At 35.6% G+C, this 14,677-nt stretch carries 22 protein-coding genes; all 22 read right to left on the bottom strand.

The genetic code is table 11. From position 1 onward, the window contains the following. Positions 1-16 precede the first annotated feature (16 nt). The 22 genes from rpsD to rplX all read right to left on the bottom strand — a co-directional run bounded on the left by rpsD (position 17) and on the right by rplX (position 14,657). Complete coding sequence (gene rpsD, locus KJA13_01935) at positions 17-646, bottom strand: 30S ribosomal protein S4 (protein ID MBZ9577778.1); 630 nt, start codon at positions 644-646, stop codon at positions 17-19. 14 nt (positions 647-660) lie between these two features. Beyond that, complete coding sequence (gene rpsK / locus KJA13_01930; protein MBZ9577777.1) at positions 661-1,041, bottom strand: 30S ribosomal protein S11; 381 nt, start codon at positions 1,039-1,041, stop codon at positions 661-663. Between the two features lie 163 nt (positions 1,042-1,204). Then, positions 1,205-1,594: a 30S ribosomal protein S13 gene (gene rpsM / locus KJA13_01925; GenBank protein ID MBZ9577776.1), complete on the bottom strand. Its 390-nt coding sequence runs from the start codon at positions 1,592-1,594 to the stop codon at positions 1,205-1,207. A gap of 1 nt (position 1,595) precedes the next feature. Then, a complete protein-coding gene (gene rpmJ, locus KJA13_01920) occupies positions 1,596-1,712 on the bottom strand; it encodes a 50S ribosomal protein L36 (GenBank protein MBZ9577775.1) in 117 nt (38 codons plus the stop codon). A gap of 73 nt (positions 1,713-1,785) precedes the next feature. After that, a complete protein-coding gene (gene infA, locus KJA13_01915; GenBank protein ID MBZ9577774.1) occupies positions 1,786-2,010 on the bottom strand; it encodes a translation initiation factor IF-1 in 225 nt (74 codons plus the stop codon). A 35-nt stretch (positions 2,011-2,045) separates the two neighbouring features. Beyond that, positions 2,046-3,320, bottom strand: a complete 1,275-nt coding sequence (locus KJA13_01910; protein MBZ9577773.1) for a hypothetical protein — start codon at positions 3,318-3,320, stop codon at positions 2,046-2,048. Position 3,321: 1 nt separating this feature from the next. Then, entirely contained in the window at positions 3,322-4,461 is a 1,140-nt protein-coding gene (locus KJA13_01905; protein MBZ9577772.1) for a hypothetical protein, read from the bottom strand. Between the two features lie 27 nt (positions 4,462-4,488). Next, positions 4,489-6,204: an alanine--tRNA ligase gene (locus tag KJA13_01900; protein MBZ9577771.1), complete on the bottom strand. Its 1,716-nt coding sequence runs from the start codon at positions 6,202-6,204 to the stop codon at positions 4,489-4,491. Between the two features lie 16 nt (positions 6,205-6,220). After that, positions 6,221-6,742, bottom strand: a complete 522-nt coding sequence (locus KJA13_01895; GenBank protein ID MBZ9577770.1) for a hypothetical protein — start codon at positions 6,740-6,742, stop codon at positions 6,221-6,223. A gap of 68 nt (positions 6,743-6,810) precedes the next feature. Beyond that, entirely contained in the window at positions 6,811-7,557 is a 747-nt protein-coding gene (tpiA, locus tag KJA13_01890) for a triose-phosphate isomerase (GenBank protein ID MBZ9577769.1), read from the bottom strand. A gap of 15 nt (positions 7,558-7,572) precedes the next feature. Next, the gene (galT, locus tag KJA13_01885) at positions 7,573-8,616 is read right to left on the bottom strand and encodes a galactose-1-phosphate uridylyltransferase (GenBank protein MBZ9577768.1); all 1,044 of its coding nucleotides are present in this window, start codon (positions 8,614-8,616) and stop codon (positions 7,573-7,575) included. A gap of 4 nt (positions 8,617-8,620) precedes the next feature. Then, complete coding sequence (map, locus tag KJA13_01880) at positions 8,621-9,373, bottom strand: type I methionyl aminopeptidase (protein ID MBZ9577767.1); 753 nt, start codon at positions 9,371-9,373, stop codon at positions 8,621-8,623. A gap of 24 nt (positions 9,374-9,397) precedes the next feature. Then, positions 9,398-10,093, bottom strand: a complete 696-nt coding sequence (locus KJA13_01875; GenBank protein ID MBZ9577766.1) for a nucleoside monophosphate kinase — start codon at positions 10,091-10,093, stop codon at positions 9,398-9,400. Further along, positions 10,080-11,375 carry a preprotein translocase subunit SecY gene (gene secY / locus KJA13_01870; GenBank protein ID MBZ9577765.1) on the bottom strand — a complete coding sequence of 432 codons (1,296 nt, stop codon included), beginning with the start codon at positions 11,373-11,375 and terminating at the stop codon, positions 10,080-10,082. Before secY ends, KJA13_01875 begins: the two co-directional genes overlap by 14 nt. Before the next feature lie 4 nt (positions 11,376-11,379). Continuing rightward, a complete protein-coding gene (locus tag KJA13_01865) occupies positions 11,380-11,811 on the bottom strand; it encodes an uL15 family ribosomal protein (GenBank protein MBZ9577764.1) in 432 nt (143 codons plus the stop codon). Next, positions 11,780-12,286, bottom strand: coding sequence for a 30S ribosomal protein S5 (locus KJA13_01860; GenBank protein ID MBZ9577763.1), 507 nt, complete (start codon positions 12,284-12,286; stop codon positions 11,780-11,782). Before KJA13_01860 ends, KJA13_01865 begins: the two co-directional genes overlap by 32 nt. Positions 12,287-12,290: 4 nt before the next feature. Beyond that, entirely contained in the window at positions 12,291-12,638 is a 348-nt protein-coding gene (gene rplR, locus KJA13_01855; GenBank protein ID MBZ9577762.1) for a 50S ribosomal protein L18, read from the bottom strand. Positions 12,639-12,647: 9 nt separating this feature from the next. Beyond that, positions 12,648-13,196 carry a 50S ribosomal protein L6 gene (gene rplF / locus KJA13_01850; GenBank protein ID MBZ9577761.1) on the bottom strand — a complete coding sequence of 183 codons (549 nt, stop codon included), beginning with the start codon at positions 13,194-13,196 and terminating at the stop codon, positions 12,648-12,650. A gap of 7 nt (positions 13,197-13,203) precedes the next feature. Next, entirely contained in the window at positions 13,204-13,623 is a 420-nt protein-coding gene (rpsH, locus tag KJA13_01845; GenBank protein MBZ9577760.1) for a 30S ribosomal protein S8, read from the bottom strand. Continuing rightward, positions 13,611-13,796, bottom strand: a complete 186-nt coding sequence (locus KJA13_01840; GenBank protein ID MBZ9577759.1) for a type Z 30S ribosomal protein S14 — start codon at positions 13,794-13,796, stop codon at positions 13,611-13,613. Before KJA13_01840 ends, rpsH begins: the two co-directional genes overlap by 13 nt. Before the next feature lies 1 nt (position 13,797). Then, positions 13,798-14,355, bottom strand: a complete 558-nt coding sequence (rplE, locus tag KJA13_01835; protein ID MBZ9577758.1) for a 50S ribosomal protein L5 — start codon at positions 14,353-14,355, stop codon at positions 13,798-13,800. Further along, positions 14,352-14,657, bottom strand: a complete 306-nt coding sequence (rplX, locus tag KJA13_01830) for a 50S ribosomal protein L24 (protein ID MBZ9577757.1) — start codon at positions 14,655-14,657, stop codon at positions 14,352-14,354. Before rplX ends, rplE begins: the two co-directional genes overlap by 4 nt. Positions 14,658-14,677 lie beyond the last annotated feature (20 nt).

Raw genomic sequence — 14,677 nt, 5'->3', positions numbered from 1 at the left:
TCAGGTTTCAGGTTTTTTACCGTGAATAAAATTCAAAAATGGTGGAAATTTCAGCTGGCGGAATTGCTTCTTCCAAGTTAGGTTGGCTAATAATCTTTCCCTCTAATTTTTCAATATTAAGTTCAATCCAAGAAGGGGGTTTATGTTTTTTTAGGGTTGTAGGAAGGTTTTGAAAAATAGTTTTTTTAGGAGACCTAGAACGTAAAGTAATCTTATCTCCCCTTTTTACTTGATAAGCTGGGATATTAACTTTTTTCCCATTAACCAAAAAATGACCATGACTGACAACTTGCCGAGCCTGAACGCGTGAAGAAACAAACCCCATTCGAAAAATCACATTATCTAAACGGCTCTCTAACTTTTTTATCAGTAAAGCCCCGGCATCTTCTACTTTTCCTCGTTTTGCAAGAACTTCTTTTACATATTTTCTAAATTGCCTTTCATTTAGATTATACCAATATTTTAGTTTTTGCTTTTCTTTTAATTCTTTTCCATATTCAGAAAGAGCCCTAGTTCTCTTCTTGCCTTTTTCTCCCGGAGGATAAGGTCTTTTTACCATTGAACATTTTGGTGATAAACATCTATCGCCCTTTAGAAAAAGTTTCACCCCGAGCCGCCGACAAATTTTACATTTTGAATCCTGCATATCACATTTGTGCCTTAAACCCTTCGAACCTTGGGTGGTCTGCAACCATTGTGAGGTATTGGAGTAACATCCGTAATGGAAATAATATCTAAGCCATGAGTAGCTAATGACCTAATAGCTGACTCCCGACCAGAGCCAATTCCCTTTACCAAAACTGATACTCTTTGAATTCCTAATTTTTTAGCTGTCAAACATATCCCTTCTGCTACTTTTGAAGCAGCAAAAGGAGTAGCTTTTTTTGTTCCTTTAAAGCCAATCGCCCCTGCGCTGGTCCAAGTTAAAACATTACCGTGAAGATCAGTCAAAGTAATCAAGGTATTATTGTAAGAAGAAGAAATATAAATTCTGCCCTCTTTTGTCCTGAGAGGAGCTTTTACCTTAATCTCTTTTCTCATCCCTGCCTCTACTTTTTCTCTCTCTTTAAGAAGTTCCTCTTCAGTTTTTTTTACGATACGCTTCTTTCCCACAAAATCATACTAACATTTAAACATATTAATATATTAACAAAAATAAAATTCAAAATGTTTAAATGCTTAAACGTTAAGATGTTAAAATGATTTACTTGGGTTCTGGAGCTGGTCTTTTTCCAGATCCCACTGTCTTCCTGACATTTCCCCGAACAGTCCTGGTATTAGTTCGAGTTCTTTGACCTCTAATTGGCAGTCCTTTAATGTGACGAATTCCCCGCCAACAGCCAATATCCCGTAATCTTTTAATATCCACCATTACTTTTCTTCTGAGCCCTCCTTCAATTTTATATTTCTTTTCAATTATGTCTTTAAGTTTATTGATTTCTTCAGTTTTTAATTCAGAAGCCCGGCAATTAGGATTAATGCCTGCTTCAGTTAAAATTCTCCTACTCAAAGACCGACCTATACCATATATATAAGTTAAAGCGATCTCTATTTGTTTTTCTTTTGGGATATTAACCCCAGCAATACGTGGCATATTATCCTTGGCGTTGCTTATGTTTTGGGTTCTTTTTACAAATAACATAAACTCGTCCTTTTCTCCGGACGATTTTACAATGTCTACAGATTTTTTTTACTGAGGGTCTAACTTTCATAATTGGATTTTAGATATTGGATATTGGATAAAAGAAAAAAAGAATCTAACATCTAATATCTAACACCTAATATCTACTTGCCGCGGTACACTATCCTTCCCCGTTTTTCGTCATAAGGGGTCATTTCTAAAGTCACTTGGTCCCCTGGTAAAACCTTAATCCGATGAATTCTCAGTTTGCCAGCAAGGTGAGCAATTATTTCTTCTCCATCATCCAACCTTACTCGAAAATTAAGACTAGGTAAGGCCTCTAAGACAACACCAGTTTTCCGATAAACCTTTTTATTATTTTTCGCCATTTAGATAATTGTTTAATATAGCAAAGTTTTTTTAATTAGTCAATCCTTAACCTTATTTCAACTTTATTAATATCTTCTGGAATTTTTTTCTTTAAAAACGGCCAGGATTTTATCTCAACTTTAGTTACTTGGGGCAGATCTTTTAAAAATACTTCTGCTTCTTTAAGGGACTTCCCTAAAAGAGCTTTTTTAAGTTTGGTTAAATCAATGTCTGAATAGATTTTAGCTTTAATTTCTAAATTTAAAACAATCTTGCCCTCACTACCAAAATTTGGGTGTGAGGGCTCGCTCTCTTCATCAATCTTTTGCTCTAAAAGAAAATAATTGATTTCTAAACTCTCTTCTTGAATTTTTTTACCCTCAGGAATATCTAAACTAATACAATTTTTAACAAAATTTTTTATGTCTGATTTCTTAAATCCCGGTCCCTCTGATTTAACCTTAATTTGGAGATTAAATGATTCAACTCCAGCCCCAGCTTCTACTGAGCTATCAATCTCTACAATCTCCTGAGATATTGTCTCATCTAATAAAACAAAATCTGTAGAAAGAGTTGATTTTAAAAAATCTCTACTTTCTTTTTTTAATTCCTCAGCTAAAACATTTTCAGCTTTTTCTAAGTCCTCTTGGGTAACCTGAGAAACTTCACCTTTAAAACCACCGGTCATAGGAGAGAAAGATCTTCCATAAATGGCGGTATATAAGGAAGTACCAGCAAGTGCGGGGAGAGCAAAAGTAGAGGGTCCAATATTGTAATCTGGACCTGCCTCGGCTGCTTGAACCTCAGCATCAATCTCACCGGGAACAAATTTTCCTTTTTCATATCTCCCCCCAGGAATTACTATTTTTTTAACTGACCTGAATAATTTTCCCTCAGCAGAAACAAAGCGAGAAGGTATTAATGTTCGGGCAGAAGTAGAGTAGGCGTTATAGACCCGGATAATACCGGTGGCTTTTTCTTCCTTTAAAACTTTACCTGAAGCAGGAAATTCTTGAGAAGTAAATTTTTGGTCGCTAAAAACTTTCCCCGGGATAATTTTTGCTTCAAGGTCAGCATGTTCCGCATTTAAATCGATAGTGACTGTTTCTTTAAAACTTAAAATCTCTGTCTCTGGCCAAATTTCAATTTCTACTTTAGAAAAAAAGAAAAAACCCGCGACTCCTACGAGAACCAAAAGAGCTAAACAAAAAATTAAACTTTTCAAAAAGATTCTCTTTTTCGGAGTGACAGTCACCTTAGGGTGACTGTCATCTTCTGAGATGACTGTTACCTTCTCTGGAGGAATAATATCATAAAATTTCTTAGCCATGTTAAAAAATTAACAAAGATGGAACATACTGAGGACTCTTTAAATTCTTTATTGTGTCTTCAATATCTCTTAGGTCTTTGGGATAGATAAATTTTACCCTAATTCCATTTTCTTTTAAAACTTCCTGAATTTCTGGAAGTAAACTTCCTCCCCCAAAAAGAAAAATAGTTGAGGGGAAAAACTCCTTTGGTAAAGATTGTTTTAAATTTTCATACCAAGTTCTTTTTTCCTCTAAAAACATCCCTTTAATTCTCTTTTCACCTTCAGGACTTAAAAGTTTATTTGTATATCTTTCTTTTAGAGTTCTAGCTGACTCTTCATCAATTCCCAAAATCTCGGATAACTCTTGAGAAAACACTTTCCCTCCGGCTTCAAATTCATTAACTTGTTTTAAATTGCCTCCTCTTACTAAAAAAATTTGGGTGGCTTGTCCGCCAACGTCAAGGAAAATACCGTCCCCTATTTTATCTTCTAATACAATGGGCAAATTCTCAGCTAAATGGATTATTTTAAAAACCTTCAATTGTAAATCTCCAAAAATTTTTTTTATATTTTCAAAATAATATTTCGGTAAAAAGGTTGCTAAGATTTTAATGCCTAAATCTTTCCCATCATACCCTTGAAGTTCTGACACTGGATATCCATCAATTTTTATTTCAAGAATTTTTTGAGTAATCCACTGAATATCGCCTACTAAAATACCAAACTCTTTGGTAAATCTTTGAGAAATTTCTTTCTGAGCTTCTTTAAAAACTTGCTGATAAATAAGTTCTTGCTCATTTTTAGAAATCTTCTTTTTTGAATTATCTCGTTTAAAAGATTGCCAAACAATTCTTCCTTTCAGAATATTAGGAGGCAGACCAACTAAAACCGGCCTTTTTTTACAGTTTTGCCTCTGTGCCCCTAAATTTTGGTGAGCTTCCTTAATTGTTTTCAAAATAGCTCTTTTTATCACATCTGTCTCAAAATCCCTACCGTCAAACACCCCATATCTTTCAAAATATTGGGTAGAAGCACTTAAAACAACAATTTTACTATTCTCTTTCTTACAAATCAAACCTTTAACCGCCTCAGTCCCAATATCCAAAACCAAAAAAAGTTTTTCTTTTTTTCTTTTTGTCCCAAAAAAATCAAATCCCATTACTTAATTTTACCACAAAATTCTTTTTTATTCTAAAATGGCTTTAATGCGGCGGATGCCGGAGCCAGAAGATTCTTCTTTGATGATTTTAAATTTGCCAAGCTCGGAGGTGCGCTTGACATGGGGACCAGCGCAGATTTCTTTTGAGAACTTGTTAATAGAATAAATACTTACTCTTTCAGGATACTTCTCTTTAAAAAATGCCAAAGCCCCTGATTTTATTGCTTCTTTGTAAGACATTTCTTCTTTTTTAACTTCTAAATCCTGTTTAATTTTCTGATTAACAATCTCCTCAACCTTTTTAACTTCCTCTTCCGTCATTTTAGCTGAATGGGAAAAATCAAAACGAAGCCGCTGAGAAGTAACATCAGAGCCCATTTGCTTAATATGCTCTCCTAAAACTTGTCTTAGGGCTTGATGTAATAAATGGGTAGCTGTATGAAGCTTTGTTGCTTCTAAACCTGCTTCCTTCCCTACTCCTCCAAATTTCTTTTCTCTCCCAGCCCGGGAAATCTCTTGATGCTTTTCTATTGCTTTTTCAAAGCCAGTTTTATCAACTTTGAAACCTTTCTCTTCTGCTAATTCTTCAGTAAGCTCCAAAGGAAATCCATAACTCTGATAAAGGTCAAATGCTTCCTCCCCGCTAATGTCTTTATTCTTGCTAATTAATTTCTCAAGCTTTCTAAGTCCTCGTTCTAAAGTTTTCTCAAATTTTTCTTCTTCATTTTGGATAACAGTTAAAATATCTGCTTCATTTGACTTTACTTCTGGATAAACCTCTTTATAAATCTCAATAACTTTTTGAGCTAAAGGAATCAAGAAATTCTTTGGCATTTTTAAAATTTTCCCATAGCGAATTGCTCTTCTCAAGATTCTTCTTAGAATATAACCCTGCTCAACATTTGAAGGAATAATTCCCTCAGAAGCTAAAAAAACTGACCCCTTAATATGGTCAGCAATAATTCTCTCTGCCCGACTTTGAGGTATGAGAGAAAATAAATCAGTTTCAAAAACTGATGGCTTCTTTTGAACAACCACAGCTAATCTCTCTAAACCCATACCAGTATCTACCCCTTTTTGTTTTAAAGGCGTCAACTTTTTATCTCTGTCTTGATAAAACTCATTAAAAACTAAATTCCATAACTCAACAAATCTCCCGCACTTACAGTTTGGCAGACATTTTTTACCTAAAGAACAGGGCTTGCCTGTTGAATCATAATGAATTTCAGTTGTTGGACCACAAGGCCCCTCTTCACCAGTTGGTCCCCAGAAATTATCTTCCCTTGAAAATCCATAAATTCTCTCTTCAGAAAAACCAAGCTTTTTCCAAATTTCTCTTGATTCCTTGTCTTCAGCAACTTCCTTATCTCCTTTAAACACTGTTATCCAAAGATTTTCTTTTTTCAATCCACAAGTTTCAGTTAAAAGCTCAAGAGCCCATTCAATAGACTCTTTTTTAAAATAATCCCCAAAGCTGAAATTTCCCAGCATCTCAAGAAAGGTCAAATGAGCTATATCCCCAACCTCCTCAATATCTGATGTTCTAAAGCATTTCTGGCAAGAAGCAACTTTATTCCCATAAGGAGATTTCTCTCCTAAAAAATAACTTTTAAATTGCTGCATGCCAGCAGTGGTAAACAAAACACTGGGATCAGTAGGCAAAAGAGAAGATGAGGGCACAATTTTGTGCCCCTTTTTCTCAAAAAACTTTAAAAATTTTTTTCTTAATTCAACAGAAGTCATCAGAAATTAGAAATTATTAAGAGTATCTGTCCGCTACTACCGAAGCTATATATGCTTCTGGTTTGATTTTTGGTTCAAACCCATTTCCTCGAATAAGACCGGTTAATTCTTTTATCATATCTTTTGTCTGGCCATTTTCACCAATGTCAGCATGAATATAGCGGAATTGGTAACGGAGATTCTCGTCATTTATTTCTTGGATTTTCTTCTTAAAATCCTCCCTTAAAAATAAAGCCAAATCGCAAGATAACAAAACTTCTTCTAAAACTCGGGCCCTCCAATTAACAAACTTTTTGTTTACAGAAGATGGATACTTTATTTTTTTGAGAAAAAATCTCCCTCCCTCGCCCACTCTCAAAATAGCCACAGCAACTGGAAAATGTGGCTCATCTCCAGAGGAGGAATCACAGCCAACAATAATATCATAAAACTTCTCTGGCTTTGCTTTTATATAACCTATCATCTCTTCAATCACTTCCCTGACTGATAAATTTCCTCGGGTTGGGTTGAAAAAATAACCTTTTAGAGTTCGCTTCATAATGAAGTTATTTTAGCAGATTTTAAAAGAAGAGTCAACTAAAAGTGTTTAACGTCGGGTGTTAAACATTAAATTATTTTCACTATTTTTATAAATTCTTTTGCCTTTAAAGAAGCCCCTCCGACAAGAAGCCCTTGGAGACCAGCTTCTTTTATATAACCTGCTGCATTTTTGCTATTGACACTGCCACCGTAAAGTATCCGAACATTTTTAGAAACAGCTTGATTGTAAATTTTAGAAATAATTTTTCTAATAAGCAAACCCATTTTCTGAGCTTCTTCAACATCGCAGGGTCTCCCTGTTCCAATAGCCCAAATAGGTTCGTAAGCAACAATGACTCGGGAAAACCTCGCTTTTGAAATACCTTTAAGATCAGAAACAATCTGATTTCTTAAAATGCTTTCGGTTTTTCCTTGTTCTCTTTCCCTTTGGGTCTCTCCAATACATAAAATAGGTCTTAATTTTGCTGCTAAAGCAGCTTTTAATTTCTTGTTTATTATTTCATCGGTTTCTTTAAAATATCTTCGTCTTTCCGAATGACCAATAATCACATACTGACAGCCAATATCTTTTAACATAGACGAAGAAACTTCACCTGTGTATGCTCCTTCTTTTTCCCAAAATACGTCCTGGGCCCCGAGTTTGATATTAGATGTTAGATACTGGATATTAGATAAAAAAACAAAGGGTGGACAAATCACTATCTCTGTCCTTTTAATATTTCTTGCTCCCCTCTTTACAGAATTAAAAAGTTTTTTAGCTCCACGTAGAGTTTGGGGATTCGTCTTCCAATTAGCAACGATTAATGTTTTCATAAATATTGTCATTGTTCATTGCTTTCTGAGGTATCCTGCTGCCTTTTCTGGCTCAATTGTTGATATTTCCATCCTTGTCCCGATTTCAAATCCAGCCCAGGTTGCTGTTTTTGGCAAAATCGTCCAATGCCAGTGATAATAATCGTGATTTTGCCCATCAGAGGGAGCAGTATGTAAATAAAAGTTATAAGCAGGGTCATTAAGGGCTTTGTAAAGTTTATTTAGAGCTACCTGAAATGCCTCGGCTAATTCCCATTTTTCTTCCTCTTTTATCCGCTCAAAATAGGCAAGATGTTTTTTTGGTGAAACAATAACCTGGAAGGCGGTTTTTGAAGCAAAAGGACAAATTACTAAAAAATCCTTATTCTCAAAAACAATTCTTTTTTTGGCTCTTTCCTCCCATTTGTTCATCTGGCAGTAAATACATCCTTTACTCTTTTTGTAATAACCTTGGGAGCGCAAAAGAGCCTTTTGAAGATCAATATCAATAAGAGGAGTAGTAATAATTTGGGAGTGAGGATGGGCAATTGAGGCTCCGGCCTCCTGACCGTGATTATGAAAAATAGATATATGATTAACAAATTTTTTTGGCATTAAATCTAAATACCTTTCCTGATAAACATCAAATACTTCTTTAACCTGTTCTACTGAAAATTGAGCCATTTGTTTTCTGTGGTCACGAGTAACCACTACTTCATGAAACCCTACTGCATTCATTTTTTTGTATAATTTCCCCTCGGTTCGCTCATTTAATTTAGGATGAGGAAGAAAAGCCGGGTATTTATTAGGAATAACAATAGTTGTCCAATCTTTTGGAATCTTTCCCCAGCCCTTGAAAGGAGACCTTCTGCCCTTAGCAAAGATAAGGGTTGGCTCTTCTTGGGTTTTAATTTTGCAAAATGGACAGCTCTTTTTAGGAACCTCTTCAGCAGCCCTTTTCTCTTTCCTAAATGTTTCCGGCCTCCTTGCCCTGCCTGTGGCAATGACAACCCAATCCTGACTAACCAAATCCATCCTCAACTCCGAAGGAAACCTCAATTTTTTTGATTTTTTAGCCATTATTCTATTTTACCTTGCCAGTTAAAATCTTACAACCGTTTTGGGTGACAGCGAGGGTGTGCTCAAAATGAGCGCAGAGAGAATTGTCTCTTGTTTGGAAACCATAGCCATCTTCGGCTTTTTTTAAATGCCAATCTCCTGCTGTTACCATTGGTTCTATGCAAAAAGTCATTCCTTCAGCAAGCTTAGGGCCTGACTTTCTTTTACCATAATTCGGAACTTGCGGTTCTTGATGAACTTCTTTTCCAATTCCATGACCGCAAAGCTCTCTGACCACATTATATCCCTGGTCCTCAACATATCTCTGAACAGTATTGCCAATATCACCAAAAGTATTGCCAGGCCGAACTTTTCTTAGCCCTCTTTTTAAAGCTTTCTTTGTTATTCTAATTAATCTTTGGGCTTCTGGCGAAATTTTCCCCACTGGAATTGTAATTGCCATATCGGTATGAAAACCTTTATAACGGATTCCCAAATCAAGAGAAACTATATCCCCTTGTTGTAATTTTCTGTTAGAAGGGAGGCAATGGACAAGTTCCTCGTTTACTGAAGTACAAAGAGTATCTGGAAAACCCTGATAGTTTTTAAAAGATGGCTTTGCTCCATATTTTAAAACAAGGCCGCTTGCGACCTTGTCTAAATGCTTAGTGGTAATGCCTGGCTCAACCTTGTTTTCCAGCTCTGCCATAATCTCTGCCAAAATCTTACCACCTTCTCTCATCACCTGAATCTCTTTTTCTGTTTTTATAGTTATCATTCAAAAAAGGTAGAGACCCGGTCTCTATTTTATTGTTTTTAAAATGTCTTTGTGGACATTGGCTACTGATTGTTCTCCATTAATCTTTTTAACCTTTATTCCCTGCTTTTCAAAAAGTTCAATCAAAGGAAATGTTCTTTCTTTGTATTCTTTCAATCTAACTTTAATAGTTTCGGGGTCATCTAAACCTTTTCTTCTTATTAACTTCGAGCCATCCAAAGGACACATTGTTAGTTTTACAGTTTCTTTATTATATAAAACGGGGTGACGTATCAATTCGCAAATCCGTCGATGAGAATTTCGAAAAATTGTTTCTTTTGGGCTTATTTCAATTAAAAATACTTTAATGTTTTCTGGCCCATAAAGTTTTTTTAGCAAAGGCGTTACCTCTTTTCCTTCATAAAGAGTTCTGGGGGAACCTCCTAAAACCAAATTTTCACCCAATTTAAATAGCTCTTTTATTTTTTCTTTGACCAAATAAGAAACAAAAGATGGGCTACAAAGAATCCCATCTTCCCATAATTTCTTTTCTTTTAAAACATTGTATTTCTTCCCTTTGATATTAATAGATTCTTTATCAGGTTCCTTAAACTTCTGTTCTAAAATTTTGCTTGTTTCTAAATAATAAAAATCAAGCTTATCAGCTAAAAGTTCAGCCTGGGTTCCTTTCCCTGCTCCTGGCGGCCCAAGAAGAATTATAATTTGTTTAGAAAGTTTCATATTCGCGCATTTGAAGCTGAGAATTAATCTGCTTCATTGTTTCCAAAACAACTGAAACAACAATCAACACAGAAGTTCCTCCTATTAAAAAACCAAAAACATTCTGAACTCCGGTAATTCCTCCAACAATAGATGGCATTACCGCGATTGTGCCTAAGAATAAAGCTCCAATAAGCAAAACCCGATTTAAAATATAATGGATAAATTTAGCAGTTGACCCTCCTGGTCTAATTCCTGGAATAAATCCACCCATTTTCTGAAGATTTGTAGAAATCGCTTTTGGGTCAAAGGTAACAGCGGTGTAAAAAAAGGTAAAAAGAATAACTAATAGAAAATACAAAATTCCCCGAACCCACGGGTTTGCCAAAAAAGCAGCTATACTTCCAGCGATATTACCCATCATTCCCCCAGTTCCAGTAAAAAAATTGGCAATCATTTCAGGGAAAAGTAAAATTGACATAGCAAAAATTATAGGGATTACTCCAGCCGGATTAATATTCATAGGTAAATAAGTAGAAACTCCTCCGTACATTTTCGTTCCCCTAACTCTTTTGGCATAAGAAACCGGGATATTGCGTCTTCCTTCAGTAATTAAAATTACCCCGGCAATAATAAACAAAGCTATAGCAGCAAAGAATAGATAATTTGGAATTTTAGCTGGGTCAACACTAATATCGGAATAGGCCTGGAAAACGCTCATTGGAAAACTGGCAATAATTCCAGCAAAAATTAAAAGGGAAACCCCATTGCCAATCCCTTTTTCTGAAATTAACTCTCCTAACCACATTAAAAATATAGTTCCGGCAGTAATAGTTAAAATTGAAGTTAAAGTTTGAAAGGGAGTAAGAGGAGGAGAAATTACTGCATCTGGCGGCCGCTGTAACCAGCTCAGCATTGCATACCCCTGAAGCATAGCTAAGGGAATAGTTAGTAATCTTCCATATTGGTTAAATTTCTGACGTCCAGCTTCTCCCTCTTCTTTGTACATTCTCTCCAATTGAGGAAAAATCATTGTTAAAAGTTGGAGAATGATGACTGAGGTAATATAAGGGCCCAATCCCAACATAATAATAGAAAATCTGCTCAGAGCTCCACCGGTAAGAATACTTAAAAAACCCATCATTTTAAATCGTTCAAAAAATTTCTGTAAATTATCAGCGTCAATTCCCGGCATTGGAATGTTTGCCATCAATCTAAAAACAACGAAAATTAGCAAGACAAAAATAATCTTTTTGCGTAAATCACGTATTTTGAAAACTTGGATGATTTTGTGATACCACATATTTTTATTTTATTTCGCCGCCGGCTTTCTCTATCTTCTCTTTTGCAACTTTTGAAATCTCGCAATTCTCAATGATTAGTTTCTTAGTTATCTCTCCTCTGCCTAAAATTTTTACTTTGGGCACCTTTCCTTTTATTCTACGAATTATTTTTCTTTCAAGCAAGAGCTTAGGAGTAACAATCTCTGAACTTCTAAACCTTTCTTCTAAAATTCCGACATTGACAACCACAAGATCTCCCTCGTGCCTTTTGAATCTATAGCCCCTTAATTTTGGATATCTTTTTATCAATTCTCGAATAACTGGGGCGAATTTTCTGCCAGCTCGGGATTTCTGGCCCTTGATTCCTTTGCCGGAATAAGTACCCCTTTTACCCCCGCGGCCAATCCGTTTCTTCTTCTTTAGTTTATGTTTTGGTTTTAGCTGATGTAGTTGCATACTTTAATTTTTTTAACGCTTCAATTGTGGCTTTGGCGTTGTTAATTTTGTTTCCTGTTTTTCCAATAATTTTTGAAGAAATATTTCTTATCCCGGCTAAAGTACAAATAACCCGAACTGTTCCTCCTGCCACCAAGCCCCTTCCCTTTCTTTGGGGTTTTAATATAACTCTGGCTGCTCCAAATTTTGCCTCAACAGGATAAGGGATAGTCTCTTCTGTGGTTGGAACTCTGATTAAATTCTTCTTAGCTACTCTTGTCGCCTTTTCTACTGCTTGGGCAACATCTTTTCCTTTAGCTACCCCAAAACCAACTCTTCCTTTTTTATCTCCAATCACTACTCCTGCCCGAAACCGAAAACGCCGACCCCCGACCGTCACCCGGGTAACTCTTGCCAAATCCAAAAGTTTGGACTCAAACTCTTCTTGTTTTTTCTCAAATATTCTTCTTCTTGATTGTCCTTTTTTTATAAACATAATTTTAAAATTTTAGTCCTCCTTCTCGTGCCCCTTCTGCAAGCGCCTTAACTCGGCCGTGATACTTGTATCCTCCTCTATCAAAGACAACTTTATTTATCTTTTTCTCAATTGCCTTTTTGGCAATCAAGTTTCCAACCTTTGTGGCAAGAGCTGCTTTTTTATCCTTTTTTTTCTTAATCTCTAAATCGCTGGCTGAAGCTAATGTTTTCCCTTTCTCATCATCAATCAATTGAACATAAATATGGCCGGCTGATCTAAAAACGCAAAGCCGAGGAACTTTTGATGTGCCAAATATTTTAGCCCTGACTCTCTTATGACGCCTTTTTCTTTTTTGCTGCTTCTCTAACATGATTAATCATTATTGCTCTTCGGCAGTAACCACTTTCTTGCCGGGTTTGCGACGGACTTCTTCGCCTAAATATCTAATACCCTTTCCCTTGTAGGGTTCAGGCTTTCTGACTTTTCTAATTTTAGCGGCAATTTGGCCAACTAATTCTTTATCAATACCTGAAATAGTTATAATATTCTTCTCAACTTCAAACTTTATACCTTCAACTTTATCTATTTTAACTGGATGGGAAAACCCAACCTGCAAAACCAAATCTTCTCCCTCTAAATTCGCCCTATAACCAACACCCTGTATCTCCAATTTCTTTTCATAACCTTCGGTAACTCCTTTTATTATATTAGAAATCAAGGTCCTAGTTAGCCCCCAAAAAGCATTAGTTTTTTTGGTTTCCTTTTCAGGACTAACTAAAATCTCATTTTCTTTTATCTCAACTTTAATCTCAGGACGAACCTCTTTTTGAAGCTCCCCTTTTGGACCCTTAACAATAACATTCTGACCTTCTATTTTAACTTCCACACCCTCTGGTATTGGAATTGGTTTTTTACCTATTCTTGACATAGTTTTTTTACCAAATTTCACAAATAATTTCTCCTCCTAATTTCTTTTTTCTCGCTTCCTTGTCTGTCATTATTCCTTTTGGAGTAGAGATTATCGCTGTCCCATAACCTCCTCGAACTCGCTTAATCTCTTTAGCTCCAGCATAAATTCTTTGTCCTGGTTTTGAAATCCTTTTTAAGCCAGAAATTGCCGGTTTTATTTTTTCCCCGCTTTCTTCAGAAATTTCTTCCTTCTTCAAAGTAATTTCAATAACTTTTTTTTCTTTTCTTCCTTTTTTCTCCACCTTTTCAATAAATCCTTCTTTTTCTAAAATCTTGGCGATTTCATATTTTAACTTAGAAAAAGGAATAGAAACCGTTAAGTGTAAAACCATTAGAGCATTCCGTATTCTATTGAGCATATCTGCGATTGGATCTACCATGATGATTTTTTTATTCCAGGGATTTCCCCTTTATTAGCTAATTCCCTAAAGCATATTCTGCACAAGCCAAATTCTCTCATATATCCTCTTTTTCTCCCACATCTAAAACAGCGACGAACAACCCTTGTGCTAAACTTAGGTTTTTTCTTAGATTTTGCAATTTGTGATTTCTTGGCCATTTTATTTCTTAATAGGAAATCCCAACAACCTCAACAATGCAATTCCCTCTTCACGAGTTTTTGCTGTTGTAACTACGGTTATCTCAAATCCAAAAATTGTTTTAGCTTTTTCCGGTGAAACCTCGGGAAAAACAATATGTTCTCTAATAGCGATGGTAAGATTTGCTTCTTTATCAAAAGATTTCATGTCAATTCCCCGAAAGTCACGAAGGCGAGGAAGAGCGACATGAATTACTCTTTCTAAAAAATCGTACATTTTTCTACCTCGTAAAGTATTCACAGCCCCAATTGGCATCCCCTCTCTTATTTTAAATCCTGCGATTGATTTCTTTGCCTTGGTTAAAACCGGTCTCTGAGCGCAAATTAGAGCTAAATCGTCTAAAATAAGGCTATAAATCTTTTTCTGTTCTTCTGAGGTTTTACCAACAATCAACCTACCAAATCCAGTATTTACCACAACCTTTTCAATTTTAGGAACAGCCATAGAATTCTTATAGCCGAATTTCTCCATCATTGCTGGTATTACTTCCTTTTTATATTTCTCTTTTAAGCGCATCATATCTCTTGTTTACATTTTTTACAAATGCGACATTTTCTTTTTCCCTCCATTTTATATCCTACTCGGGTCGGTTTCCCACACTTTGAGCAAATAAGTTTAACATCGGAAACATTAAGAGGGGCAGGTGTCTCAACAATCTGGCCTTTCTCGCCAGACTTTTTCGGTCTCATATGTTTTTTTCTCAAATTAATTCCCTCAACAACAACTTTCCCTTGTTTAGGGAAAGCTTCTATAACCTTACTTTTTCGAGCACGGTCTTTCCCAGAAATTATTAATACTGTATCACCTTTTTTAATTTTCATAATTTAAAACATTTCTATAA

It is taken from the genome of Patescibacteria group bacterium (assembly GCA_020148045.1).
In the GTDB taxonomy this organism is placed as follows: domain Bacteria; phylum Patescibacteriota; class Minisyncoccia; order Minisyncoccales; family GWA2-38-27; genus JAHCRG01.
This window is presented reverse-complemented; position numbering and strand designations above follow the sequence as displayed.